General features: G+C 61.4%; 30 protein-coding genes. 17 read left to right on the top strand and 13 right to left on the bottom strand.

What is annotated here, in order from left to right; all coding sequences use genetic code 11:
- Nucleotides 1-103: 103 nt before the first annotated feature.
- On the bottom strand, nucleotides 104-598 hold the full coding sequence (locus tag GVK95_RS04990) for a DUF721 domain-containing protein (protein ID WP_159947114.1): 495 nt from the start codon (nucleotides 596-598) through the stop codon (nucleotides 104-106).
- 93 nt (nucleotides 599-691) lie between these two features.
- On the opposite strand from GVK95_RS04990, the gene mutY reads away from it, so the two are divergent.
- From mutY to GVK95_RS04970, 4 genes are all read left to right on the top strand, one after another.
- Nucleotides 692-1,798, top strand: a complete 1,107-nt coding sequence (gene mutY / locus GVK95_RS04985) for an A/G-specific adenine glycosylase (RefSeq protein ID WP_159947113.1) — start codon at nucleotides 692-694, stop codon at nucleotides 1,796-1,798.
- 3 nt (nucleotides 1,799-1,801) lie between these two features.
- Nucleotides 1,802-2,416 carry an HAD family phosphatase gene (locus tag GVK95_RS04980; protein ID WP_159947112.1) on the top strand — a complete coding sequence of 205 codons (615 nt, stop codon included), beginning with the start codon at nucleotides 1,802-1,804 and terminating at the stop codon, nucleotides 2,414-2,416.
- 57 nt (nucleotides 2,417-2,473) lie between these two features.
- Nucleotides 2,474-2,938 carry a hypothetical protein gene (locus tag GVK95_RS04975; protein WP_159947110.1) on the top strand — a complete coding sequence of 155 codons (465 nt, stop codon included), beginning with the start codon at nucleotides 2,474-2,476 and terminating at the stop codon, nucleotides 2,936-2,938.
- Between the two features lie 374 nt (nucleotides 2,939-3,312).
- Complete coding sequence (locus GVK95_RS04970; protein WP_159947108.1) at nucleotides 3,313-3,675, top strand: nuclear transport factor 2 family protein; 363 nt, start codon at nucleotides 3,313-3,315, stop codon at nucleotides 3,673-3,675.
- Nucleotides 3,676-3,812: 137 nt separating this feature from the next.
- Here GVK95_RS04970 and GVK95_RS04965 read toward each other — a convergent pair whose 3' ends face one another.
- On the bottom strand, nucleotides 3,813-4,943 hold the full coding sequence (locus tag GVK95_RS04965; RefSeq protein WP_159947106.1) for a site-specific DNA-methyltransferase: 1,131 nt from the start codon (nucleotides 4,941-4,943) through the stop codon (nucleotides 3,813-3,815).
- A gap of 323 nt (nucleotides 4,944-5,266) precedes the next feature.
- On the opposite strand from GVK95_RS04965, the gene GVK95_RS04960 reads away from it, so the two are divergent.
- Together GVK95_RS04960 and GVK95_RS04955 are read left to right on the top strand one after the other, a co-directional pair.
- Nucleotides 5,267-5,515 carry a type II toxin-antitoxin system ParD family antitoxin gene (locus GVK95_RS04960; RefSeq protein WP_159947104.1) on the top strand — a complete coding sequence of 83 codons (249 nt, stop codon included), beginning with the start codon at nucleotides 5,267-5,269 and terminating at the stop codon, nucleotides 5,513-5,515.
- Nucleotides 5,512-5,805, top strand: coding sequence for a type II toxin-antitoxin system RelE/ParE family toxin (locus GVK95_RS04955; protein ID WP_159947102.1), 294 nt, complete (start codon nucleotides 5,512-5,514; stop codon nucleotides 5,803-5,805). The genes GVK95_RS04960 and GVK95_RS04955 overlap by 4 nt, the downstream gene beginning before the upstream one ends.
- A gap of 6 nt (nucleotides 5,806-5,811) precedes the next feature.
- Here GVK95_RS04955 and GVK95_RS04950 read toward each other — a convergent pair whose 3' ends face one another.
- The 6 genes from GVK95_RS04950 to GVK95_RS04925 form a co-directional block, all read right to left on the bottom strand.
- Nucleotides 5,812-6,156, bottom strand: coding sequence for an MmcQ/YjbR family DNA-binding protein (locus tag GVK95_RS04950; RefSeq protein ID WP_159947100.1), 345 nt, complete (start codon nucleotides 6,154-6,156; stop codon nucleotides 5,812-5,814).
- A 44-nt stretch (nucleotides 6,157-6,200) separates the two neighbouring features.
- On the bottom strand, nucleotides 6,201-6,692 hold the full coding sequence (locus GVK95_RS04945) for a DUF1284 domain-containing protein (RefSeq protein WP_159947098.1): 492 nt from the start codon (nucleotides 6,690-6,692) through the stop codon (nucleotides 6,201-6,203).
- A 7-nt stretch (nucleotides 6,693-6,699) separates the two neighbouring features.
- Complete coding sequence (locus GVK95_RS04940) at nucleotides 6,700-7,290, bottom strand: biotin transporter BioY (RefSeq protein ID WP_159947096.1); 591 nt, start codon at nucleotides 7,288-7,290, stop codon at nucleotides 6,700-6,702.
- Nucleotides 7,291-7,521: 231 nt separating this feature from the next.
- Complete coding sequence (locus tag GVK95_RS04935; protein WP_159947094.1) at nucleotides 7,522-8,190, bottom strand: GntR family transcriptional regulator; 669 nt, start codon at nucleotides 8,188-8,190, stop codon at nucleotides 7,522-7,524.
- 78 nt (nucleotides 8,191-8,268) lie between these two features.
- On the bottom strand, nucleotides 8,269-8,613 hold the full coding sequence (locus tag GVK95_RS04930; RefSeq protein WP_159947092.1) for an antibiotic biosynthesis monooxygenase: 345 nt from the start codon (nucleotides 8,611-8,613) through the stop codon (nucleotides 8,269-8,271).
- Nucleotides 8,610-8,939 (bottom strand): NIPSNAP family protein, encoded by a 330-nt coding sequence (locus GVK95_RS04925; protein ID WP_159947090.1) that lies wholly within the window; start codon nucleotides 8,937-8,939, stop codon nucleotides 8,610-8,612. Before GVK95_RS04925 ends, GVK95_RS04930 begins: the two co-directional genes overlap by 4 nt.
- A 204-nt stretch (nucleotides 8,940-9,143) precedes the next feature.
- Between GVK95_RS04925 and GVK95_RS04920 the strand changes: the two genes are divergently transcribed.
- From GVK95_RS04920 to GVK95_RS04905, 4 genes are all read left to right on the top strand, one after another.
- Nucleotides 9,144-9,830, top strand: a complete 687-nt coding sequence (locus GVK95_RS04920) for a helix-turn-helix domain-containing protein (protein ID WP_159947482.1) — start codon at nucleotides 9,144-9,146, stop codon at nucleotides 9,828-9,830.
- A gap of 153 nt (nucleotides 9,831-9,983) precedes the next feature.
- Nucleotides 9,984-10,328, top strand: coding sequence for a multidrug efflux SMR transporter (locus GVK95_RS04915; RefSeq protein ID WP_159947088.1), 345 nt, complete (start codon nucleotides 9,984-9,986; stop codon nucleotides 10,326-10,328).
- A gap of 1 nt (nucleotide 10,329) precedes the next feature.
- Nucleotides 10,330-10,905 carry a TetR/AcrR family transcriptional regulator gene (locus tag GVK95_RS04910; RefSeq protein WP_159947086.1) on the top strand — a complete coding sequence of 192 codons (576 nt, stop codon included), beginning with the start codon at nucleotides 10,330-10,332 and terminating at the stop codon, nucleotides 10,903-10,905.
- Nucleotides 10,906-11,020: 115 nt separating this feature from the next.
- On the top strand, nucleotides 11,021-11,710 hold the full coding sequence (locus GVK95_RS04905; RefSeq protein ID WP_159947084.1) for an HAD family hydrolase: 690 nt from the start codon (nucleotides 11,021-11,023) through the stop codon (nucleotides 11,708-11,710).
- Nucleotides 11,711-11,780: 70 nt separating this feature from the next.
- On the opposite strand, the gene GVK95_RS04900 is transcribed toward GVK95_RS04905, so the two are convergent.
- On the bottom strand, nucleotides 11,781-12,701 hold the full coding sequence (locus GVK95_RS04900) for a diacylglycerol kinase family protein (protein ID WP_159947082.1): 921 nt from the start codon (nucleotides 12,699-12,701) through the stop codon (nucleotides 11,781-11,783).
- Nucleotides 12,702-12,824: 123 nt separating this feature from the next.
- On the bottom strand, nucleotides 12,825-13,421 hold the full coding sequence (locus GVK95_RS04895; RefSeq protein ID WP_159947080.1) for a hypothetical protein: 597 nt from the start codon (nucleotides 13,419-13,421) through the stop codon (nucleotides 12,825-12,827).
- A gap of 302 nt (nucleotides 13,422-13,723) precedes the next feature.
- On the opposite strand from GVK95_RS04895, the gene thrC reads away from it, so the two are divergent.
- From thrC to GVK95_RS04875, 4 genes are all read left to right on the top strand, one after another.
- Nucleotides 13,724-15,130, top strand: a complete 1,407-nt coding sequence (thrC, locus tag GVK95_RS04890) for a threonine synthase (RefSeq protein ID WP_200844219.1) — start codon at nucleotides 13,724-13,726, stop codon at nucleotides 15,128-15,130.
- A gap of 20 nt (nucleotides 15,131-15,150) precedes the next feature.
- Nucleotides 15,151-16,449 carry a pitrilysin family protein gene (locus GVK95_RS04885; protein WP_159947076.1) on the top strand — a complete coding sequence of 433 codons (1,299 nt, stop codon included), beginning with the start codon at nucleotides 15,151-15,153 and terminating at the stop codon, nucleotides 16,447-16,449.
- 66 nt (nucleotides 16,450-16,515) lie between these two features.
- Entirely contained in the window at nucleotides 16,516-17,127 is a 612-nt protein-coding gene (locus GVK95_RS04880) for a GNAT family protein (protein WP_159947074.1), read from the top strand.
- Nucleotides 17,124-20,042: an EAL domain-containing protein gene (locus GVK95_RS04875; protein WP_200844199.1), complete on the top strand. Its 2,919-nt coding sequence runs from the start codon at nucleotides 17,124-17,126 to the stop codon at nucleotides 20,040-20,042. Before GVK95_RS04880 ends, GVK95_RS04875 begins: the two co-directional genes overlap by 4 nt.
- Before the next feature lie 26 nt (nucleotides 20,043-20,068).
- Here the strand turns inward: GVK95_RS04875 and GVK95_RS04870 are convergent, their stop codons facing one another.
- Together GVK95_RS04870 and GVK95_RS04865 are read right to left on the bottom strand one after the other, a co-directional pair.
- Nucleotides 20,069-20,704: a LysE family translocator gene (locus GVK95_RS04870; RefSeq protein ID WP_159947072.1), complete on the bottom strand. Its 636-nt coding sequence runs from the start codon at nucleotides 20,702-20,704 to the stop codon at nucleotides 20,069-20,071.
- Between the two features lie 103 nt (nucleotides 20,705-20,807).
- A complete protein-coding gene (locus GVK95_RS04865; RefSeq protein WP_159947070.1) occupies nucleotides 20,808-21,413 on the bottom strand; it encodes a YqgE/AlgH family protein in 606 nt (201 codons plus the stop codon).
- Nucleotides 21,414-21,576: 163 nt separating this feature from the next.
- Here GVK95_RS04865 and GVK95_RS04860 point away from each other — a divergent pair, with 163 nt between their 5' ends.
- Both GVK95_RS04860 and GVK95_RS04855 read left to right on the top strand, forming a co-directional pair.
- Nucleotides 21,577-22,443, top strand: coding sequence for a protein-disulfide reductase DsbD domain-containing protein (locus GVK95_RS04860; protein ID WP_159947068.1), 867 nt, complete (start codon nucleotides 21,577-21,579; stop codon nucleotides 22,441-22,443).
- A gap of 76 nt (nucleotides 22,444-22,519) precedes the next feature.
- Complete coding sequence (locus GVK95_RS04855) at nucleotides 22,520-23,005, top strand: peroxiredoxin (RefSeq protein ID WP_159947066.1); 486 nt, start codon at nucleotides 22,520-22,522, stop codon at nucleotides 23,003-23,005.
- Between the two features lie 70 nt (nucleotides 23,006-23,075).
- On the opposite strand, the gene GVK95_RS04850 is transcribed toward GVK95_RS04855, so the two are convergent.
- Nucleotides 23,076-23,684, bottom strand: coding sequence for a hypothetical protein (locus GVK95_RS04850; RefSeq protein WP_159947064.1), 609 nt, complete (start codon nucleotides 23,682-23,684; stop codon nucleotides 23,076-23,078).
- A gap of 183 nt (nucleotides 23,685-23,867) precedes the next feature.
- On the opposite strand from GVK95_RS04850, the gene GVK95_RS04845 reads away from it, so the two are divergent.
- Nucleotides 23,868-24,461, top strand: a complete 594-nt coding sequence (locus tag GVK95_RS04845) for a TetR/AcrR family transcriptional regulator (RefSeq protein WP_244618637.1) — start codon at nucleotides 23,868-23,870, stop codon at nucleotides 24,459-24,461.
- The last annotated feature ends 35 nt before the right edge of the window (nucleotides 24,462-24,496 follow it).

Genomic DNA, 24,496 nt, shown 5'->3' with positions numbered 1-24,496 from the left:
GAGCTGGAAATATCAAAGTTCCGTGACATTTAGGCGCGGCCGCGATTAAACTTTGTCCATGTTCGTTCGAACCTGGACCGAGGGCCTCGCTCATTTGCGGCACTCATTTGCGTTTGGCGGAAAACACCCCGGTGCCGAGCCGCTCGATGGCGCGACGCAGGTTTTCGTTCTCGATCCCCTCCATCATGTCCTCGAGCCGACGAGCCTTTTCGCCTTCCAGCTTGCGCGGGCGGCTGGGCCTCAGGCTGGCATTGGAGACCGGCTTCTGGACGATGCGGATCTGGCCGATCGCCGGATAGCCGAAGAAGCCGTTGATGCGGGCGATCAGTTCGCCCTGGGCATGGGACAGGAAAAGCGCGCGCGCGCCTTCGCAAGCAATGGTCAGCACGCCGGGGCGATGGCCGCCCGCTTCCGGCAGATCGCCGCGACGCGGCCAGGTGATCTTTTCCGGTCGTGTGCAGTCGGCAAAGCTGTCGCCGGCGATTTCGTCCCACGAGCCAAGCAAAGCCGTGTTGATCCCGGCGCGGCGGGCGAGCACCGGGTCGATTATGCCATTGGCGATCTCAGCGATCTGGGTCACACCCTTGCGTGGTGCCATGGAGAATGGGGATCCCTTCGCTAACGCCCTTCAACAGACTTGAATATGGGGGCGATTTGCACAGATATACGCCACTCACCCCCACTCCGGCAAATGAAGCGCGTGACACTGCCCAAATCTCCGAAAATACAAGCGACCGCCGAGACCCTGCTCGGCTGGTATGACCGCCATCACCGCGAATTGCCGTGGCGCATTTCGCCAGCGATGGCCAGGCGCGGCGTGCTCGCCAATCCCTATCACATCTGGATGTCGGAGGTGATGCTGCAGCAGACGACGGTTGCTGCGGTGAAGGCCTATTTCGCCAAGTTCGTTGAAAAATGGCCCACGGTCGAGGACCTTGCCCATGCGCCGACGGAGGACGTGATGGCTGCCTGGGCGGGGCTTGGCTATTATGCCCGGGCGCGCAACCTGAAGAAATGCGCCGAGGCGGTCGCCTTCGAGCATGGCGGCACCTTTCCCGACACCGAAGAAGGACTGCGCGCCCTGCCCGGCATCGGCGACTATACATCAGCCGCCGTTGCAGCGATCGCGTTCAACCGGCAGGCGGCGGTGATGGATGGCAATGTCGAGCGGGTAATCTCGCGGCTTTTTGCCATCGACGCGCCCCTGCCCGGCTCGAAGCCGCAGATGAAAGCGCGCGTCGCCGAGATGACGCCAGCCGACCGGCCTGGCGATTTTGCCCAGGCGATGATGGATCTCGGCGCGACGATCTGTACGCCGAAGCGGCCTGCCTGTGCGCTCTGTCCGTTCAACGACGCCTGCCTGGCGCTCGCCACCGACGAGCCGGAACGGTTTCCTGTCAAGGCGGCGAAGAAGGGAAAACCGGTGCGGCTGGGTGCCGCGTTCATCGCGGTCGATCGCGATGGCCGGCTGCTGCTGCGCAAGCGGATCGACAGCGGCCTGCTCGGCGGCATGACCGAGGTTCCTACCACCGCATGGACGTCGCGCATCGACGGCGAGACCGGAGCAGACGCCGCCCCCTTCCCGGCCGACTGGCAGGCGGCGGGCAGCATCGCCCATGTCTTCACCCATTTCGAGCTCAGGCTTTCGATCTTCCGGGTCGGGCCGATCGAGGTGCCACCGGGCGATCACGGTTTCTGGGTCCCCGTCACCGAACTTGATGGGCAAGCGCTGCCAACTGTCATGAAAAAAGCAATTGCCGCCGCTATTCCGACCGCCTTTGCCAACACCAAGGAATAAAACATGCCCGCTGAAATTCGCCATATCGTCTTCGACATCGGCAAGGTGCTGATCCACTACGATCCGAACCTGCCCTATTCCCGGATCATCCCGGATGCCGAGGAGCGCCAGTGGTTCTTTGCCAATGTCTGCACCCATGACTGGAATCTCGAACAGGATCGCGGCCGCGACTGGAACGAGGCCGAAGCCCTGCTGATCGCGCAGTATCCGGAGCGGGAAGCACAGATCCGCGCTTTCCGGCAGCACTGGGCAGAAATGGTGCCGCATGCCTATGACGACAGCGTCGCGATCATGACCGGGCTGATCGATGCGGGCCGCGACGTCACCATGCTGACCAATTTTGCCGCCGACACGTTCAGCGAGGCGCGCCAGATGTATCCGTTCCTCAACATCCCGCGCGGCGTCACCGTGTCCGGCGAGATCGGCCTGATCAAGCCGGATGTGGCGATCTATGACAAGCACGCAGGAGATTTCGGGCTCGAGCCGGCCCAAACGGTATTCATCGACGACAGCTACGCCAATGTCGAAGGTGCGCGCGCTGCCGGCTGGCAGGCGGTGCACTTTACCGGGGCCGAGAAGCTGAAGGCGGATCTGGCAGCGCTGGGCGTTGCGGCGTAGCACGGTAAATATAACCAAAGATTGCATGAATCATTTTCACTGCTTATCAGTTGGGGCATGGAAACAGGTCTGACAACAATACCCGCCGACGCTCGGCAACGTATCGCTGCAATTGCTATTGCCAAGGAAGTTCCCGACATTGAATGTCGGGAACTCGTTGCATTCATCGATAAGATTCTGATTGTCCGTGACAGTAAACAAAGCAACTTGCAGAAACTGAAAGCTACAATGGCAGAGACATTGAATGTCAAAGTCATTTGGCCAACACTCAAATTGATCTTCCGAGAATGTAGGCGCCGTCTTTGGGACAATCGCTCTACGAACACACGTCTGGGCCTGACTGGATCGATAGCAGGCCTCGTGTTCTTTGGTGGCCAGAGCGCAGGCATCGCTGCAATGGGCGGCGCTATTGGCGTTCCTCTCTGGGTCGTTTTTGGAGCTGGCGCCATGTATGCGAACCACCTCAGAGAGGCACTAATGGAACGCATCGACGCCCACACCCGCCCCCATACTGACCTTTGAAATAGCTTCGAATGAAGAAACTCGATGATCATCTAGCCAAGCTTGCCAGCACGAAGAGAGCAAAGCTACAAAGGCTTGGAAAGCAGAGACTACGTGACCATCGCGTAGCTTTTGTCCAGCGGCCGCACAGAGCGAGCCTTGAGAAGTAGAGATGCTGGCGCGGGTGGAGTTGGCGGACCCCGACCCGCGCCAGTTCGACCGCAAGCGGTCAAACACTTGAAGATGCGACAATTCTTGCCATCATCCCCATGTTTCGATCACTTGGATATGTGGATCGGCTTGTCCGAGGCTGGTGCGCGGGCAAAGATGGGACAGGAAGACATTTGACGTTTTCTTCCGATGCCTTGCCTTGCCGTTCATACTCCGGAGACTGCATGACCTTCGATCCCGTGACCGCCGCCCAGCGCTTTCATCACGCCATCAACGATCTCGACTTTGCCGTCATCGACGATTTCTTCGCCGATGATGCCGTCTATGGCTCGATCAAGGTCGGGCAACTGAGCGGCAAGATGGAGATCATGGCGGCGTTTCGCCGCTATTTCGATACCTATCCGGATCAGGTCGCCGTGGATGAGCTGACGGAAGCGGTGTCGCCGATGGCCGCGCGCGCCGTCTGGCGGCTGAAGGCAACCCATGCCGAGACCGGCGAACCGCTGGTGCGCTTCGGCGAGGAAACGATCACCTTCAACGAAGACGGCAAGATCGTTTCGGTGGATGTCACCGATTACAAGGTCTGAGCAACCGCGCTTCGGCAGAGCCAGCCAAAATGAAAGACGCCCGGTGCGCGAACACCGGGCGTCGGGCCTTCCCCGGCAGGACTAGAGGTACAAAACCGCCGGGGAAAGTTCGTCAATAAACCAAGCTGGGTGGATCGTTAGTCCAGCTTGGCCATTCCGTTGCGGACGACCGTGCGCAAGTCGTCGATCGGGCGCAGGTTGGTACCGTCCTCATAGTGCCAGAAGGTCCAGCCGTTGCAGGCATCAAGGCTCTGAACCTTGGCACCGAGACGATGGATGGAGCCGGCTTCACCACCTGACACCAGCGTACCATCGGCACGAATGATGGCAGAATGCCGGCGCTTGAGGTCGAACAGAACCTGACCAGGCTTGACCAGGCCGCTCTCGACCAGCGTGTTGAAGGCAACGCGGGGCTCCGCCTTCTTGCCGGTCAGGACCGTCAGTTCGGTCTTGCCGAGCGGCTCGACGGCGGCGATGCGGGCCGAAGCCGCATCGATATAATCCTGCTCGCGTTCAATGCCGACGAAATGACGGCCGAGACGCTTGGCGACGGCACCGGTCGTGCCGGAACCGAAGAACGGGTCGAGCACGATATCGCCGGGCTTGGTCGAGGCCATGATGATGCGGGCGAGCAGCGCTTCCGGCTTCTGGGTCGGATGCACCTTCTTGCCGTCGTCGCCCTTCAGGCGTTCGCCGCCCGAGCAGATCGGGAACAGCCAGTCGGAGCGCATCTGCACGTCGTCGTTCGATGCCTTCAGCGCATCGTAGTTGAACGTATAACCCTTGGCCTTCGGATCGGGCGAAGCCCAGATCATCGTCTCATGGGCGTTCTGGAAACGACGGCCCTTGAAATTCGGCATCGGGTTGGTCTTGCGCCAAACGATATCGTTGAGGATCCAGAAATTCAGATCCTGCAGCGTCGCGCCAACGCGGAAAATGTTGTGGTAGGAACCGATCACCCAAAGGGTGCCGGTCGGCTTCAAGACGCGGCGGCAGGCAAGCAGCCAGGCACGGGTGAAGGCGTCATAGGCCTCGAAGGAGGCGAACTGGTCCCATTCGTCATCGCAGGCATCGACGACACTCTGGTCGGGGCGGTGCAACGCACCTCCGAGCTGCAGGTTGTATGGTGGGTCGGCGAAGATCACATCGACGGATTTGTCGGGAAGCGCCTCGAGGGCAGCAACGCAATCGCCCTTGATGATGCTGTCGATCCAGGACAACGGATCCGAAGAACGGCGGAGTTCGGCAAGCGGGAATACAGAGGCCATCGGTTACTCACTCTTACGCTGACGCAGCACGGGAATAGAGGCCTATGGTTACTGATCTTGGTTACCGAAGAGTGAATGGAACCGGAAAAAAATGTGCAGAGTCAGGGGTTAGCGTGCCGGGGTGGTGGTGGATATGGTGAATCGAGGTGATGGATTTGCATCCAAACTCAGCGTCTCCGACCATCCCAGACGAGGCTTCTTGCCTGCCTGCGACTACATCGAGGCCGCGTCGAGCTCGAGCGCATACATACTATGAGCGCGCCTTGCTGTTGGGGTCTACGTGTAATACATTTTGGTACATGACGAGGCACGGAGGAAAATCCATGGGCCGCAACACATCGATCACGCTCGGCGACCACTTTGCTGGCTTTGTCGACGAACAGATCCAGACAGGCCGCTATGAGTCGACAAGCGAAGTCGTGCGGGCGGGATTGCGGCTTCTGGAAGAGCACGAAGCGAAGGTCAAGGCCTTGCAGAACGCACTGATTGAAGGTGAGCAGTCCGGCGAGCCTCGCCCGTTCGACTTCGAGGCATTCAAGGCGCGAAAACGCTCCGAGTTAAAGGGCCGATGAAGACACTTGCGCTTTCACCGGCGGCCGAGGCCGATCTCGACCGGATCTGGGACTACAGCGCAGACATTTGGGGACCGGATCAGGCCGACCGCTACACCGACGATATCCGCGATGCCTGCCTGCGGCTTTCCTCTGGGGTCAGCCGTGGCCGGACGGTCGATATACGCACCGGCTACCTGAAACAGACGGTCGGATCGCACATGATCTATTTTCGCGACGAGCGAGAGCGGATCGAGATCATACGTATCCTGCACCAGCGGCAGGATGTCAGCAGGAACCTGCCGGGTTGAGGCCAATCAGTTCCGCCCCGCATCAAAAGCCTTGACCACCGCCTTCTTCGCCTGGGCACGCCAGACGCGGGCGATGTTGGTCCTCACCCACTCGATATCGACGCTGTCTGGCCGGGCGAGCACCAGCGGCGAATTGCGGTGGTGCTCGGTGGTGAAGAAGGTGTCGGGGTCCACCTCGATCAGGTGATCGCGTTCTTCGAAAGGGACCTTGAAGACCGGGCAATCATGGGTCGGGTTCCAGAACAGGATCGCCTTGTTGTTGACCTTGAAGGAGACCGCGCCCCAGGAGCGGGTCTCCTCGGTTTCGGGAAAGGCCAGGATGATCGTGCGCAGGTCGTCAATCGTCAGCATGGGCAATCCTCCGGCCGTCAGTCTGCCAGAGACACAGAGCTTCGTCACGTCTGGCAACGAGTCGAAAGGCGGTACTGCAGGTGGCCCTGACGGTGTCCGGCCTCGTCGGTTGCGGCCATCGCGATGCGGGCATTGGCATAGCCGTCGGCGGCGACCGCGTCGCACAGGCCGGACCATTCGCAGCCCGAGCAGGCGGTACGGATATCGCCTTCGGCGAACGTCCGGCGCAGGTGCAGAAGGAGCGAGCCGCTCGGTTTGACCCGGGTACCGGCTGCAACCGTCATGACAAGACATGCGGCCACGGCCTCGGCCGCTTTCCGATCACGCTCAGCCACACCGTCGCCCAGGCAATGGGGTTGCGCGCCGCTGAGCAGCGGCGCGCAGATGTCGTCAGGCCCATCGACGATTTCAATCTCCTCGCCTGCCGACAGTCGGGCGGCAATCGCCTCGTAATTGTCGACGAAGGCCGGCGAATAGCCCTTGCCGACATAGGTCAGCATGCAGAGCAGATGATGGGCGCGGAGCCTTACCGTCATGACCGGTTCAGATATCGATGCGGCGCGACGCGCGGCGGCCGAGCGCCATCAGGACGGCAGCGGCAAGCGCAGATTTCAACACCGCACCGAGGATGAAGGGCGTTACACCGAGTGCCAGACCCTTTTCCAGCCCGATCAGCCAGGAGAGCCAGGCGCCGCCGATGGCAAGGCACAGGATGTTGGCGATGAGATGGGCCGAAAAGCTCAGAACCAAGCGCTCGCCGGTCCAGCCTTTTTCCGCCAGAAAGCCGGCAAGGGCTGCGATCAGCGGGAAGGACACGAGATAACCCGCTGTCGGGCCGACAAACGGGGCGAGGCCCGCGCCGCCATTGGCTAGAACCGGCAGGCCGATCATCGCTTCGCCCAGCCAGGCGAGCACAGTCAGGGCGCCAAGCCGCCAGCCGTACAGCACGCCGATCATGGTGATGGCGAAGGTCTGCATGGTGATCGGAACCGGGACCATGGGCACGCTGATCTGCGAGGAGAGCGCCAGAACGCCGGTGCCGATCACGAGAAGCACGGCCTGGACGGCGAGAGAGCGGTGGCCGATACCGAACGGATCGAAGCGATGGGCAGGCGCTGAAGTGACGTAGGTCATAAATATCTCCATTTTATAGATAATTTTTCAGACAAAGAATATTTTATCTATAATTTTCAGATTCAGCAAGCGAGCCGAGTGGCGGCTCCGCCCTGCAGGCGATGGAAGCGCGATGAAAATCGCCGCCAGGAAGACCCACATGCGCAATATTTGCCAACAAAATCAGCGCATACCGAGCCGCTGCGGCAACACTATCCACAGGGGCCGAATTTTTATCTATAATTTTGAAACTCAGCCGACGATGGCAAAGCCTTCATCGTCGCGGACACCGGACAACGGCATCGGCGCGCGGCCGATCCACTGCACATGGTGCTCCAGGATACGGCATGCCTCACTGGCATCACCGCCACGCAGGGCGCCGAGAATGGCGCGGTGGTCGTGATCGGTGCGTGCCTCCCAGGCTGCGCGCCAGGCGATGAACAGAAAGCGGGCGCTGACGGCATGCAGGTCGTCGATCACGGTCAGCAGGCGCGGCATGTCGCAGGTCGAGACGATCAGCCGGTGGAAGCGGCGATTGGCCTCCTCCCAGCTGCGTACATCCTTGGCATTGTCGGCGTCACTGGCTGCCTGTTCGGCGGCATCCAGCACGTCCGCCGTCAGGTTGGGCGCCGCATGACGGAGCGCCAGAACCTCCAGCGCCGCGCGCATTTCGGCGACTTCGCGCACCTGCTTCAGGTCGAACGAGGCGACCCGCACGCCGCGGCGTGGAATGCTGACCACCAGCCCCTGCGCCTCCAGCCGGCGAAAGGCCTCGCGCACAGGCACATGGCTTGCGCCGAATTCTTCGGCGATGTGATCCTGGCCGAGACGCGACCCGGGGATCAATTCGCCATGGATGATGCGTTCCGCCAGGGCGCGGCTGATGCGGCTTGCAAGGGTATCGTCCCGATCCTTTTCCATGGATCCTTGCATAGTCAGCCAACCGGCGCTTGTCGAGCATGGCGCGCAGGGACAATCAGTCCGCGCAGAGGCCGAGGATCAGCCATGCCGCGCCCGGCTGTCCGCCGGTGCCTCGTCACGCGCCTCCAGACCATAGTCGCGCAGCACATGGGCGACGCGCAGGCGGTAATCGGCAAAGACGCCGCCCCGGCCTGCCGATTGCGCTGCGCGATGCGCGTCCGTCTCGCGCCAGCGGCGCACCGATTCCTCATCGCGCCAGAAGGACAGGGAGAGGAGCTTGCCGCGCAGGGTGAGGCTCTCGAAACGCTCGACGGAAATGAAGCCGTCGATTTTTTCCAGCTTGCAGCGCAGGTCGCCGGCGAGATCGAGATAGCGGTGGCGCTCGCCAAGAAAAGGCGTCACTTCGAAGATGACCGCGATCATGGCTGCACCAGATCGGACGGCAGGTCGGAGACATTCTTCAGGAAGAGTCGGTCCTCCTTGAGGATGAAACGTTCCCTGGCGGCGAAATCATAATTGGCCTTGCCGAGCGGATCGGCGGCAAGCCTCTTGCGATAGGCCTCGTAGGCCGCCAGATCCTGGACATTGTAGATGCCGTAGGCGGTGGTGGCCGAACCTTCGTGCGGGCCGTAATAGCCGACAAGATCGGCGCCGCAACGCGGGATCGCCTCACCCCAGTTGCGGGCGTAGGCGGTAAAGGCATCCTTGGCAAAGGGGTCGATCTGGTAGCGGATGATGCAGGTGATCATGGGTGGTCCTCAAGTTTCGGGAGGCCCGGTGTGACACGGCGCATTGGCTGCTTGCTTCGTTCGGGATCGAAGTGTCGGGCCCGAGCTATCCGGGACCACAATTCGACGCGGATCGAAGCATCTGCTACATATGAGGGCTAGAAAATCATGGCGGACGTCCTTGGCACGGCGCCCGACATTGCCCCTGAAGCAGAGACCAAGACCATGGCAGAAGGCCCTGATATTGCCCGCATCGCATCGCTGATCGGGGATCCTGCGCGTTCCAACATGCTGCTCGCCCTGCTCGGCGGCAAGGCGCTGACGGCAACGGAACTTGCGGGCGCTGCCGGCGTGACGCTGCAGACCGCGAGTTCGCATCTTTCGAAGCTCGAAGAGGGCGGCCTGCTGACCTTGCGCAAGCAGGGGCGCCATCGGTATTTCGCGCTGGCCGATGCCACCGTCGGCACGATGATCGAGACCCTGATGGGTTTTGCCGCCAGCCGGGGACATCTGCGCCACCGGATCGGGCCGAAGGAGCCGGCGCTGCGCAAGGCGCGGATCTGCTACGACCACCTGGCCGGCGACTATGGCGTGCGCATGCTCGACAGCCTGATCGCCCAGGGCGCCATCGAAGCCGAGGATGATGCGCTGCGGGTCACGGCTTTCGGCGAACACCTGTTCGACCGCTACGGCATTGCCCTTGCGCCAATGCGGGCACTGCGCCGGCCGCTCTGCCGATCCTGCCTCGACTGGAGCGAACGGCGCGCCCATATGGCCGGCTCGCTCGGCAAGGCGCTGCTGTCGCATTTCACCGACAGCGGCCATGCGCGGCGGATCGAGGGCAGCCGCATCGTGCAATTTTCGCCGGAAGGCGAGCGGCGTTTCCAGCAGATGTTTCCGACGGTCGGCTAAAACGCATTTTCCGAGGGAGCACTACAAGAGGCTTGCAGCATCGTGCGGCGGCGACCTGGCCAGTGCGGAGACATCGGAATTTATGGCTCTTGTAAAGAAACCGTCCAGACGGTATCTTTACGGTTAAAAGACCCACTACCCGAGAGATCCGCCATGAACCCCTCCCTGCTCGTCTATGGTTCCCTTGCCGCCGCCATCGTCCTGGAAGTAATCGGCACGACCTTCCTGCAGAAGTCGGAGCAGTTCAGCAAACTGGTGCCGACGGCGGCGATGGTGCTGTTCTACGTGGCGTCCTTCTATCTCCTGTCGCAGGCCTTGAAGGGACTGCCGCTCGGCATCGCCTATGCCATGTGGAGCGGGCTCGGCATCGTGCTGACGGCGGCCGTCGGCCTGCTGGTGTTCAAGCAGTCGCTGGACATGCCGGCCTTGGCGGGAATAGGGCTGATCATCGCCGGTGTCGTGGTGATGAACGTGTTCTCCAACTCGGTCTCGCACTGAGATGGCAAAGGCCCATCACCGCAAGAAACAACCGCAACAAGTCAGGCGCGCCCTGCTCGACTGCGTCGCGGAGATTGCCATCGAACAAGGACTTGGCGCCCTGACCATTCAGGCTGTCGCTGCGCGCGCCGGCGTGACGAAGGGCGGGCTCCTGCATCATTTCGACAGCAAGCAGGCGCTGGTCGAAGCGGTGTTTGCCGACCTGCTGGAACAGCTCGACCGGCAGATCGACCAAGTGATCGAAGCTGATCCCGAGCCTCGGGGAAGCTTTACCCGCGGCTATATTCGCGCCTGCTTCGCAGACCGTACGCATGGCAGGCAAAATCTCTGGGCAGCGCTTTCGGTCGCCACGCTGTCGGAGCCTGCGCTTCGCGCCCTCTGGTCGGCATGGCTGGACGCCCGGCTGGCACGCCACCACGACACCGACGCCATGCCGACGCTTACCATCGCACGGCTTGCAGCCGATGGCGTCTGGCTGGCCGACATGCTGGAAAAAGAGGCCGGGCTGCAGCGCTATCCGCAGGAACTGGAGGCGCAGTTGCTGGCCATTGCTTCGGTTTCGACAAAGACTGGCTGACAGACGCAGAGTGATAGACGCAGGTGGTTGGCAGCCATGCGTGCGGTGCGGATTGTCCTTGCCATCTTATTCGTGTAGTCAGGCCGCCTCCCTGACGACAAACGGATTTCCCCACATGAGCGGTTTCGACCTCATCCTCTTCGACTGCGACGGCGTGCTGGTCGATTCCGAAATCATCGCCGCCAAGGTCGAATCGAAGCTTCTGACCGAAGCAGGCTATCCGATCTCCACCGAAGAGATGGGCGAACGCTTTTCCGGCATGACCTGGAAGAACATCCTTCTGTCGATCGAGAAGGAAATCGATATCCCGCTGTCGGCCAGCCTGATCGACAAGTCTGAAGCGCTGCTTGACCAGCGGCTTGCCCGCGAGGTCAAGGCGATCGAAGGCGTTGCCTTTGCGCTGGCACGGCTGAAAGGCCCGCGCTGCATCTGCTCCAATTCCTCCTCGGCGCGGCTCGACATGATGCTGAGCAAGGTCGGCCTCAAGGAACATTTCGCTCCGCATATCTATTCCGCCAAGGATCTCGGCGCCGACCGGGTCAAGCCGAAGCCGGATATCTTCCTGCATGGCGCCGCCCAGTTCGGCGTAGCATCCAGCCGTTGCGTGGTGATCGAGGATTCGGTGCATGGCGTGCATGCAGCGCGCGCAGCCGGCATGCGGGTGATCGGCTTTACCGGCGCCTCGCATACCTATCCGTCGCATGCCGACCGTCTGACGGATGCCGGGGCGGAAACGGTGATCGCGCGCATGGTCGATCTGCCGGCGGTGATTGCCGCAATGGAGAACTGGGTCGGCGCCATCTAAGGCGCCGTACCGTTCCGGCAAAGCAGTTCAACTCACGGGCTCGTCAAATCCGAAGGTCAGATCCGGCTCGTCAAATTCGTATGGTCAGGGCGCTCGGCTGTATTTCGGCAATGAACCCGCCCTCGACGAGGGTTTCGCCATCGACTTCCACCGGAAAGCGCTTCGGCACGAGTGGCTGGATCTCGACCTTGCGGCCGCGATGGAAGCTCAATTTCGGGTGGCCGATATGACTTGCCGAATAAAGCCTGCCGAGCAGGTCGAGCAGTCCCAGGACTGAATCCTGGCGCATGACGGCGACATCAAACAGGCCATCGGAGAGATCCGCCTGCGGCACACAATGCATGCCGCCGCCGAACCAGCCGCCATTGGCGATCGCCGCAATGGCCAGCGGCCCTTCATAGATCAGCGTCCCGTCGATCCGGACGGCAAACATATAGGGACGGAAATTCAGGATCGCGCGGATCGAATGATAAAGAAAACGGGCCGGGCCGCCGAGAACCTTGCGCTTGCCCGACGCGTTGACCGCCTCGACAATCTCGCCCGAAATGCCGACGCTGGTGATGTTGGCAAAGTAGCGCGACACGGTCTCGCCACTGGCGGCTCTGCTTAGAATGCGGCCAGCATCGATGCGACGGCTGGAGGCATTGGCAATGCGCTCGGCAAGGGCGACCGGATCCTTGGGCAGGACGAAGTTACGGACAAAATCACAGCCGGTGCCGAGCGGCATCAGCGAAATCGCCGTCTGTGGTCGGGTCGATTTCAACACGCCATCGACCACTTCGTTGATCGTGCCGTCGCCGCCGGCCGCGATGATGAGATCATAACCCGCATCGGCCAGTTCGGCGGCCAGACGGTTGACGTCACCGGGGAACCGGCTCTCGCGGATGTCGATATCCGGGAAACGCCCGACGAATGCATCGCGGGCCGGGTTCCAGAACCTGGCGTTCTTCCCGCCGCCCGCAGCCGGATTTCTGATGATGGCGATTTTCACGCGGCCTTATCCCCTGCCCCACCGTGCTTTGCCGAGGCCGGCAAAAACCGGCTCGACAATTGCCGGGGGCGCCTTCTGATGAAGACGCTCTCCTTGGCGTGAATGACTTTAGGCCAGCAGGGGTTACTTTTTCTTCTTGTCTTCGAAACCGACATAGACGCGGGTTGCGCCGGAGACGTCGCCCGGCACGGTGACTTCGTTGCTGAAGACGAACTGCGTCGGCTGGTTCACGTCGGCCATCGTCACCGGATACTGCACGACTTGCGAGCTGACTTCATTGTCGCCATCGAGCACGGTGACGCGGATCGGCAGGGTGAATGTGCCGGCCTTGCCCTGCGGCCCGGCAACAAGGCGACCCTGCAGCACGGCGGTGATGGTCAGCGTGGTGTCGGTGCGGGCGCAGGCGCGCGTGCTGTCGGCCAGCGAGGCCTGATAGACCACCTGCTGGGGATCGTCCTGCTTGCCGCCGGCGTAGCTGCGATGATAGGCCGTGCCGTCACGCAGGACGACGGCCGGGCAGAAACCCTGGACGACGGCGCCGGTTTCGGCTGTCGTTGCGACAGGAACCCTGGTGTAACGTGTGGCCGGGTCTCCGGTGCCCTGCATAGGGTCAGGCTTGCCCGCCAGGACAAAATCGCCACCTGGATTGCCGGAATTGCACCCGGCAAGAAGCATCATAAGCGAAACGGCCACTACACCGCGCGACACCAATACAGACACGAGACTCTACCTTCCGCATACTCGGCTCAAAGAGCCGCAAAACTGTCGAACTTGAGGCTTTTCAGCGCCCTTGCGGATGGTCTATACCAGCGGCGCTGATAAAAATCGATTGGGTAGCCAGCGTTTTGATTCAAATTTCACCTCACCTGCAATGCCCATCATTCCGGATGGGGAGCCTCGATCTGCGTGTGGCTGCCGGGCTTGCGAAATTGAGCCGCCAAGTCTGGCGCAAAATGGCAAACCTCTTTATCGAAAACGCCATAGTCTCCGGGGCAAGCACTCCCCGCTTCTACTGATCAAGGATAATGCTCGTGGAATATATCTCGACCCGCGGAGAGGCGGAAAGCCTCGGTTTCTGTGACGCATTGCTGGCTGGCCTTGCCCGCGACGGCGGCCTCTATGTGCCGCGTACCTTTCCGCAGATGTCGAAGAAAGCCATCCGTGGCTTGCGCGGCAAGAGCTATCAGGACGTTGCCTTCGAAGTTCTTTCGCCCTTTGTCGATGGCGAGATCGATCCGGACGTGTTCCGCAAGATGATCGACGAGGCCTATGCCACGTTCCGCCATCCGGCCGTCGCACCTCTGGTACAGACCGGCCCGAACTCTTACGTGCTGGAACTCTTCCACGGCACGACGCTCGCCTTCAAGGACGTGGCGATGCAGCTGATCGCACGCCTGATGGACCATGTGCTGGAACAGCGCGGCGAACGCGCCACCATAGTCGGCGCAACCTCGGGCGACACCGGTGGTGCTGCCATCGACGCCTTTGCCGGCCGGTCGCGCACCGATATCTTCATCCTCTTCCCACATGGTAAGGTGTCGCCGGTGCAGCAGCGCCAGATGACCTCGTCGACCGCCGACAATGTGCGCGCCATTGCGGTCGAGGGCAATTTCGACGATTGCCAGAACCTCGTCAAAGCCATGTTCAACGACATCGCCTTTCGCGACCGGATCAAGCTTTCGGGCGTCAACTCGATCAACTGGGCGCGCATCATGGCTCAGGTGGTCTACTACTTCACCGCCGCCGTCTCGCTCGGCGCGCCGGACCGCAAGATCTCGTTCACCGTGCCGACCGGCAATTTCGGCGACATCTTCGCCGGCTACGTCGCCAAGAAGATGGGATTGCCGATCGACAAGCTGGTGATCGCCACCAATGACAACGACATCCTGGCGCGCACGATGAAGACCGGCCGCTACGAGATGAAGGGCGTTTCGGCCACAACTTCGCCATCAATGGACATCCAGATCTCGTCAAATTTCGAACGTCTGCTGTTTGAAGCTTACGGACGCGACGCCGCGTCGATCCGTTCCGCGATGGAAAGCCTGAAGCAGTCCGGCGCCTTCGAAATCAAGGACGAGGCGCTGAAATTCATCCGCAAGGATTTCCGCGCCGGCCGTGCAACGCAGAAGGAAGTTGCCAAGACAATCAAGGCGGTACTGGACGATACCGGCTATCTTCTCGACCCGCATACGGCCGTCGGCGTGCATGTGGCGAAGAAATTCGAAAAGCCGCAAAGCCCAATGGTCGTATTGGCGACGGCCCATCCGGCGAAGTTCCCGGCCGCAGTAAAATCAGCATCCGGTATTGACCCCGCGCTTCCATCGTGGCTTGCTGATCTGATGGACAGGGAGGAGCGTTTCGATATCCTGCCCGCGGAACTTAAAGCCGTCGAAAGCTTTGTCGGCTTACATGCCCGGGCGGATAAATAAGAAACGCAGAAAGACGGACCATGAATGTTGAGTGCACCCGGCTGCCTTCGGGGTTGACGGTCGTAACAGAGAATATGCCGCATCTCGAAAGCGTGGCGCTCGGAACCTGGATCAAGTCCGGTTCGCGCAACGAGACGGAGGCGGAACACGGTATCGCACATCTTCTCGAGCATATGGCATTCAAGGGCACAAGCCGACGCGGTGCGCGGCAGATCGCCGAGGAAATCGAGAATGTCGGCGGCGAACTGAACGCCGCCACCTCTACCGAAACCACGTCCTACTACGCCCGCGTGCTGAAGGACGACGTGCCGCTGGCCGTCGATATCCTCGCCGACATCCTGACGGAATCGGTCTTCGACGAGGAAGAACTGGCACGCGAAAAACATGTCATCCTGCAGGAAATCGGCGCTGCCGACGACACGCCGGACGATGTCGTGTTCGACCGCTTCTCCGAGCGCGCCTTCCAGAACCAGACGCTTGGCCGGAGCATTCTCGGCACGCCGGAATCGGTGCTGTCGTTTTCCAGCGACGAGATCCGCGGCTATCTTTCGCGCAATTACACCACCGACCGGATGTTCGTCGTCGCGGCCGGTGCTGTCGATCACGACGCCTTCGTCAAGCAGGTCGAACAGCGATTTGCCGGCCTGCCGACCCAGCCATCGGCGGCACCTGTGATGGATGTCGCGCATTATACCGGCGGCGAGGCGCGCGAGGAGCGTGACCTGATGGATACGCAGGTACTGCTCGGCTTCGAAGGCAAGGCCTATCACATGCGCGACTTCTACTGTTCGCAGATCCTGGCCAATATCCTCGGCGGCGGCATGTCTTCGCGGCTGTTCCAGGAAGTGCGCGAAATCCGCGGGTTGTGCTATTCGGTCTATGCCTTCCATTGGGGTTTTTCCGACACCGGCATCTTCGGTATCCATGCCGCGACCGGCGGCGACAACCTGCCGGAACTGGTGCCTGTCATCATCGACGAATTGCGCAAGGCGTCGCAGTCGATCGACCAGCAGGAAATCGAGCGTTCGCGGGCACAGATCCGCGCCCAGCTGCTGATGGGCCAGGAGAGCCCTGCTGCCCGCGCCGGGCAGATCGCCCGCCAGATGATGCTCTATGGCCGGACCATTCCAAACGCGGAAATGATGGAACGGCTTGCCGGCATCACGACGCAGCGCCTGACCGATCTTGCCGGCCGCCTGTTCTTCGATACCACGCCGACGCTTTCGGCGATCGGTCCGGTCGAACAGCTGGTCTCGCTGGACGAAATCGCCGGCGCGCTGTCCGCACGCAACTCTGCCTCGCTGAAGGCGGCGGGCTGAAACGAGCACGAAACTTGATATGCCGGCGGTATTGAACCGCCGGCGCTTTGCTTTTGGGGACGGCATATGACGCGCTCGGTGTTTCGGTTTCTGTCCCGGCAGCCGGAGCCACCGGAGCTGACCAGCGAACGGCATCTGCTGCGCCTGCCCCGCTACCGCGACTTCGACCAGTGGCATGAAATCCGCCGCGACAGCCGCGCCTTCCTGCAGCCATGGGAGCCGAGCTGGCGTTCGGACGAGCTGACCGAACGGTCCTATCGACAGCGGGTGATCCGTAATGAACAGGAATTTCACTCCGGCCTGGCTGTGCCATTCCTGCTGTTTTCTCGCGATGACGAAACACTGATCGGCGGACTGACGATCGGCCTGATCCGCCGCGGTGCTGCGCAAAGCTGCATGATCGGATACTGGATGGGCGAGCGTCATGCGGGAAAAGGCCATATGTTTGCCGCACTTCAATTGGCTATTCCCTACATCTTCGGGCCACTTGAGTTGCACCGAATTGAAGCAGCCTGTATTCCGGACAATGTCAGCAGCATACGGCTACTCGAAAAATCGGGATTTGAGCGAGAAGGTCTCTTGCGCGAATATCTGAAAATCAACGGACAGTGGCGCGATCACATGCTGTTTTCCAAAATAAGAGACCAGAAGACACGGAACGGCAAAGCAGCTTCATGACGCGTTTCTGGAATAACACCCCGAAGGCCGGCCGTTCGCAATTGCCGTTCGTCGTCACTTTGTTGCTTGCATCCCTGTTTGCATCGCTATTTGCCCCCCTGGCCCATGCCGTCGAGCCGGTGAAGATCGCCCGCGACGACAACGCGCTCGACCTGACCGCAACAACGGAAATCTACACCAACCAGGGCGAGGCCTTCCAGGTTTCGACGGCTGCCGGCACCGACGGTATCCGCCGGCGCATCGAGGTACGCTCCAGCACCCCCGAACATCAGGGCGACTGGGCGGTGTTTGCGCTTGCCAATGTCTCGGAGGAACAGCTGGAGCGCGTCATCGTCGCGCCGCATTTCCGCCTGGCCGGCTCGCGGATATTCTGGCCGGATCTCGGCTCTCAGCGCATCATGGCGATCACGCCGTCGGAAGGCTTTGCGCTCGACCGCGTCGCCAGCCCCGATGCCGACGTCTTCCGCATCACGCTCAATCCGGGCGCCGTGATTACCTTCGTCGCCGAACTGGCGACACCGAACCTGCCGCAGATCTATCTGTGGGAACCGGACGCCTACAAGGACACGGTCAACGCGTTCACACTCTACCGCGGCATCGTGCTCGGCATTGCCGGCCTGCTCGCGGTGTTCCTGACCATCCTCTTCGTCGTCAAGGGCACCTCGATGCTGCCGGCGGCGGCGGCGCTGGCATGGGCCGTGCTCGCTTACATATGCGTCGATTTCGGCTTTCTCGAAAAGCTGATCAGCATCACCTCCGGCGACACGCGCATATGGCGGGCCAGTGCGGAAGTAGCGCTCGCATCCTCGCTCGTGATCTTCCTCTTCACCTATCTCAATCTCAATCGCTGGCATGTCCATCTCGGCTATGCGACGTTTGCCTGGATCCTCGGTCTTGCCCTGCTTTTCGGTGTCGCGATCTACGACCCGTCGATCGCGTCCGGCATAGCGCGTCTCTCCTTCGCGCTGACCGCGACGGCCGGGATCGGCCTGATCATCTATCTCGGCATCAACCGCTATGACCGGGCCATCCTGCTGGTGCCGACCTGGGCGCTGATCATGGTCTGGCTGTTCGGCGGCTGGCTGACCGTGACCGGCCGGCTCGACAACGACATCATCCAGCCGGCGCTGGGCGGCGGCCTCGTCCTGATCGTTCTGCTGATCGGCTTCACCGTCATGCAGCATGCCTTTGCCGGCGGCGCCTATCAGCAGGGTCTGTTTTCAGACCTCGAGCGGCAGTCTCTGGCGTTGACCGGGTCCGGCGATACCGTATGGGACTGGGACGTGGCGCGCGACCGCGTCGTCACCAGCCCGGATGTCTCGGTGCGGCTCGGGCTTTCGCCCGGCACGATGCATGGACCGGCGCGCAACTGGCTGCCGCGCCTGCATCCCGACGACCGAGACCGTTTCCGCGCCACGCTCGACGTGCTGCTCGAACACCGCAAGGGCCGTCTGAGCCACGAATTCCGCATCCGTGCCGAAGATGGTCATTTCCACTGGCTGAAGATCCGCGCCCGGCCGGTGCTCGGCTCGAATGGCGAAGTGATCCGCTGCGTCGGCACGATCATCGACGTGACCGAACAGAAGAACTCGATCGACCGCCTGCTCACCGATGCGATGCATGACAACCTGACCGGGCTTCCCAACCGGGAGGTCTTCCTCGACCGGTTGCAGAGCGTGCTGTCGCTGGCAGGCACATCGGAAACGGTGCGGCCGACGGTTCTCGCCATCGATATCGACCGCTACAAGCAGGTCAACGACAGCCTCGGCATCGCCGCCGGCGACAATATCCTGATCGCGATCACGCGGCGCCTGCGCCGCCTGTTGAAGCCGCAGGATACATTGGCCAGGCTTTCCGGTGACGAATTCGGCCTGATCCTGGTCTCCGAACGCGATCCGGCCAAGGTTGCCGATTTTGCCGACGCTGTTTCCAAGGCGATCATGGTGCCACTCAATTTCGCCAATCGCGAAATCGTGCTGACCGCCTCGATCGGCCTGGTGTCCTGGGTCGACCAGCAGGAAAGTGCAGCGAGCCTGCTGTCGGATGCGGAGCTTGCGATGTACCGGGCCAAGCGCGGTGGCGGCAACAAGGTCGAGCCGTTCCGTCCTGCCTTCCGCAGCGTCAGCACCGACCGGCTGCAGCTGGAAACCGATCTTCGCCGCGCCATCGAGCGCAAGGAACTGACGATGGCCTATCAGCCGATCGTCAAGCTGGCCAATGGCGAGATCGCCGGTTTCGAAGCCCTGATGCGCTGGGACCACCCCAAGCGCGGCAGCATTTCGCCGTCGGAATTCATCCCGATCGCAGAAATGTCGGACCTGATCGAACCGCTCGGCATGTTCGCGCTGGAACGGTCGACGACCGATCTGATGGACTGGGAGCGACAGACCGGCGAATTGCCGATCTTCCTGTCGGTCAACCTGTCCTCGGCGCAGTTGATCTCGAGCGAGATCTACAACGATGTGCGCGCGATGCTCGCCAAGACCCAGTGCGACCCGAAGCGGATCAAGCTGGAACTGACCGAATCCGTCGTCATGGAAAATCCGGAACAGGCCCGCCTGATGCTGGAGAAGCTGAAGGAGACCGGGATCAGCCTGGCCCTCGACGATTTCGGCACCGGCTATTCCTCGCTCGCCTACCTGACGCGTTTTCCGTTCGATACGATCAAACTCGACAAGGCGCTGGTCTGCGACCAGTCGGAAAAACGTTCTATCCTGCTCAAATCCGTCGTTGCCATGGCGCGCGGGCTGGAGATGCAGGTTGTGGCGGAAGGCATCGAGACCGACCAGGATGCAGCCGAGCTTGCCAAGATGGGCTGCGATTTCGGCCAGAGCTTCCTGTTCGGGCCGCCGCTCGGCTCGGAATCAGTGCTGCGGCTGTTGAAGGAACGCTTTCCGCTGATGAAGCGGGCGTAAGGGCCGGCTTTCTCGTCTCTCGATGATCAGCTGCGCTGGAAGGCGACGTGCAGGCCGAGGCCGACCAGCACCGCGCCACCTGCTCTTTGCAGATTGCGCTGAAGCGACGAAATCCGCGCCAGCCGCTTTGTCACGAGGCCGGCGGCAAGCACGCAGACCACGTCGGCAAACGAGAACATCAGATTGACCACTGTTCCGAGGATGAGGAACTGCAGCCAGACGGGGAAGCCTGCCGCCGCATCGACGAATTGCGGCAGGAAGGCAAGGAAGAAGATCGCCGTCTTGGGATTGAGGACCTCGACCAGAATGCTTTCGGCAAAGGCCTGCGCGGCCGATTTCTTCTCGAACGCGGGAGTGGTTCCGCCGGCGGCCTGACGGCTGGCGCGGAACATGCGGATGCCGAGAAAAATCAGATAGGCCGCACCGGCGAGCTTGACCGCGAGATACAGCGTCGGCACCAGATGAAACAGGATCGACAGGCCGGCGGCGGCGGCGATCACATGCACGTAACAACCGATATGGATGCCCAGCGTCGCCATAAGCCCGGCGCGCCGATCCGCAGCCAGCGTGCGCGCGGCGACGTAAAGCATGGCCGGCCCCGGGATGAAGGCGAAGACCGCGGTGGTCAGCATGAAGGCAAGCAGGATATCGATCGAGGGCATGGGGCAATTCCGGCTGGATCCGGCCCTTTGGCCGGACTTCGCGATTGTGGCCTGCCGGTCTGATCGGTGCAAGCACCAATCAGGCAGACCATTGCGACAACCTTCACGCGTGTCCCGCATCCATCGACAGCATGGCCGGGTTGATGCCCATCAGGGACAGCGCCCGCTCGTATTTGTTGTCGAGTGAGCGGTCGAAGATCAGCTCCTCGCTGGCGGGGCAGTTGAGCCAGCCATTGTTGCCGATCTCGAGTTCAAGCTGGCCGGCGCCCCAGCCGGCATAACCGAGCAGCATGGTGGCGTGGCGCGGGCCGCGGCCGTCGGAGATGGCGCGGACGATATCGAGCGTGGCCGTCAGGGAAATATCGTCGCTGACCGGAATGCTGCTGTCGGACAGATAGTCGTCGGAATGCAGCACGAAGCCACGGCTCTGCTCGACCGGGCCGCCGCACTGGATGGGGAAATGCCGGGCATGATCGGGCAGCATGATCGCATCGTTGCGATCGATCAGTTCGAGATGCAGCAGGATATCGGCAAAGGTCACGGCCTGCGCGCGGTTGATGATGAAGCCCATGGCTCCGGCCGAGGAATGCGCGCAGATATAAACGACCGAACGGGCAAAATTGCCGTCCGGCATTCCGGGCATCGCAATCAGGAACTGGCCGTCGAGAAAGCCGCGTTCCCGTTCTCCCTTGATCGATGACAAAGCCATGCCTGCCTCCCTCAACTTGCCCATGGGCAATGGACCGGATGCGTGGATTAAAAGGCCCTCCCCTTCAAGATGGGGCAGAAGGGCTTTGCGATCAACCGAAAATGATGACAATTTCATAACCGTGACTGGCAAGCCGCCGGGCGATCCTCTAGAGCCGATGGCCATGATGCACGAGACCCGCCACAGCTTGAACCTGCCCTTTCTCCGGCTCACACTTGGGCTCGGACTTGGACTCGGACTTGCACTTGCAACCCTGGCGCTACCCGTCGGCGATGCTCACGCTGTGAGCAGTGACTGGGCAGTCAATGAGGGTGGACGCATGCGCCTCGTCCTGCTGCCCGCCGATCCCGATGGCCGGCGCGAGGGTGCCCTGGTGATCGAGCCCAATCCCGGCTGGATCACCTATTGGAAGGAACCCGGCGATGTCGGCATTCCGCCGGCACTGACGCTTCCACCGGGAAGTACAGCCGCGATCGAAAGCATCGGCTTTCCCGTGCCGAAAGTGCTCGACAACAGCGGCATGCGCGATGTCGGCTACGATCATGCTGTGACATTGCCGCTGGTGATTGCCGGTGTGGGCGCCGGCGCCGACACACTGACTGTCAACGCTTTCATCGGCGTGTGCAAGAATATCTGCATCCCGTTCCAGGCGGACCTGACCGTCGCGCTGAGCAGCGGCGACGCGGCCGTGGCTGAGGAAGTCGCAATGATCTCGGCGGCGAGGCAGCGCCTGCCGGAAGCGCCGTCCGATGATTTTGCCGTGACCCACTATGCGATGCGGAGCGACCTCAAGCAGCTCGACCTGACGCTGCGCCTGCCGGCCGGAACGCAGGCGCCCCAGGTATTCGTCAGCGGCCCGAGCGGCCACGTGTTTCTCGATGGCAAGGCCGAAATCCTCGAGGACGGCAAGGTCCAGGTGTCGGTGCCGATCGGCAAGCTGCCGAAGACCTACACGCTGACCGGCAAGCACTGGGGCATTCTGGTGCTAGCGGCTGGGAGGGCGATGGAAACCACGCTTGCCTTTGATTGACCCGCTTCTATATTTCCACCACGACGATGCACCGAGCCTGACGCCGGTGCGCGCACCTTAAAGCGAGGAGAATTTCATGACGATTGCAATTGGCGACAAGCTGCCCACGGCCACCTTCAAGGAAAAGACGGCCGATGGCCCGGTGGAAACCACCACCGAACAGCTGTTTGCCGGCAAGAAGGTCGTTGTGTTTGCCGTTCCGGGTGCTTTCACGCCGACCTGCACGCTCAACCACCTGCCCGGCTACCTGGAAAACCGCGACCAGATCCTTGCCCGCGGCGTCGATGATATCGCCGTGATTTCCGTCAATGACTGGCATGTGATGGGTGCCTGGGCGCAGCATACCGGCGGCCTTGGCAAGATCCACTTCCTCGCCGACTGGGACGCTTCCTTTACCAAGGCGCTCGGCCTTGACGCGGATCTGTCGGCCGGCGCGCTCGGCGTGCGCTCCAAGCGTTACTCGATGCTGGTCGAGGATGGCGTGCTCAAGAGCCTGAATGTCGAGGAAAACCCCGGCCAGGCAACCGTCTCGGCGGCGGCGGCGATGATCAAACAGCTCTGATATCTGTGCGTCCGCATATTGAGCCGCGACGGAGCGATCCGCCGCGGCATATTTTTGTTTGCCACCACGCTCAGGCTGGCGCGGATTTAGTCCGCGAACCGCGCAACCGGGCAAACAGCTTGATCGCAAGTGCTAGGAAGATCAACACCATGGCCGGAAGGTAGGCGGTATCCATCACAAAACGCTTGCCGAAGGTGACGACAAAGGACGTCCAGATATACCAGGCACCGGCGCCATGAAGCAGGCACCATAGGCGCGAACCGAGCATTGCCGCCGTGCGGTCGAAGGATGTCGCCGCCATGGCAAAGATAAAGACATAGGCCAGACCACCGCTCACCAGCGTGCCGTAGTTGGTCAACTGCCAGAACAGTACTTGATCCTGTGTGGCCAGTGAAATGATAGCCATCAGGTGAATCGTGTGAGAGGCGGCGAAGGCGAGGCCGAGATAACGGCGGTTGCGCGACAGCCAGTGCGTGATGCGAATGGGCACCAAACGGACCAGCGATGAGGCCGTGAAGGCCGCAAGAAACAGGGCCACCGAACAGCGCGCCGTCGAGCGGATCACAAGACGCGAAGCCTCCACCGGGTTGGCCGCGAGAGCCAGCGCAACCGCAGTCATGATCAGCAATGCCCCCACCAGCAACAGGGTCAGTTTCCATCCTTCAAGCGCACTTTTCATCACCAAGCTCCTCATCACCTACTATGTAATCATTGATTACATCATAAGCATTCAGACGCAATGAATGTAATCGACGATTACATAATCGTGATCACCTGCTATGCTTGTTTCATGTCGAACGATTCATCCAAGCCCGCTCCTCACAATGCTCCGATGCGAAAGCCCTACCACCATGGCAACCTAGTGGATTCGCTCATTGCTGCTGCCATCGAACTGATCGAGGAGAAGGGCATCGAACAATTGTCGGTGCGGGAGGTCGCGAAGAAGGCGGGCGTTTCGCCGGGCGCACCGTTCCGCCATTTCAGCAACAAGACTGCGCTGCTGACCGCCGTCGCCGAGCAGGCAATTTCCAGACTGACGGACGCCGTGCAATCGGCCCTTGAAAAGATTGAAAGTAACCTGCCCCTGGCAAGATTGCGGGCTATTGGACTTGGCTATCTGGAATGGGCGATCGCCAATCCCACCCATTTTCAGATCGTCAACTCACGCTCGCTGATAGACTTTCATGGTTCCGAACGGCTGGTGCGGCAAAATGATGAGATTCGCCAGTTGATGGTTACGCTTATCGCCGAAGCGCAGGCGCGGGGCGATCTGCGGGCCGGCGTGGCACCTGACGATCTGATCCTGTCATCGCGCGCCTTCATCTATGGCGTGGTGCGCATGTGGATCGACGGCCATTTCAAGGAGTGGCAGGTGGAGGGGCCGCCTGATGCTGCCATGCATCGGGCGCTGGACCTCTTCATGACGCTGCTGTCGGCTGCGCCTGCGCAGAACTGAGGCTTTGCGCCCCTGCTCTGCCTGCAACGTAAGGC

Origin of the sequence: Rhizobium sp. 18065 (assembly GCF_902706095.1) — a bacterium.
GTDB lineage: Bacteria > Pseudomonadota > Alphaproteobacteria > Rhizobiales > Rhizobiaceae > Allorhizobium.
The sequence above is the reverse complement of the archived record's forward strand: the minus strand, read 5'-3'. Positions and strand labels throughout refer to the sequence as shown.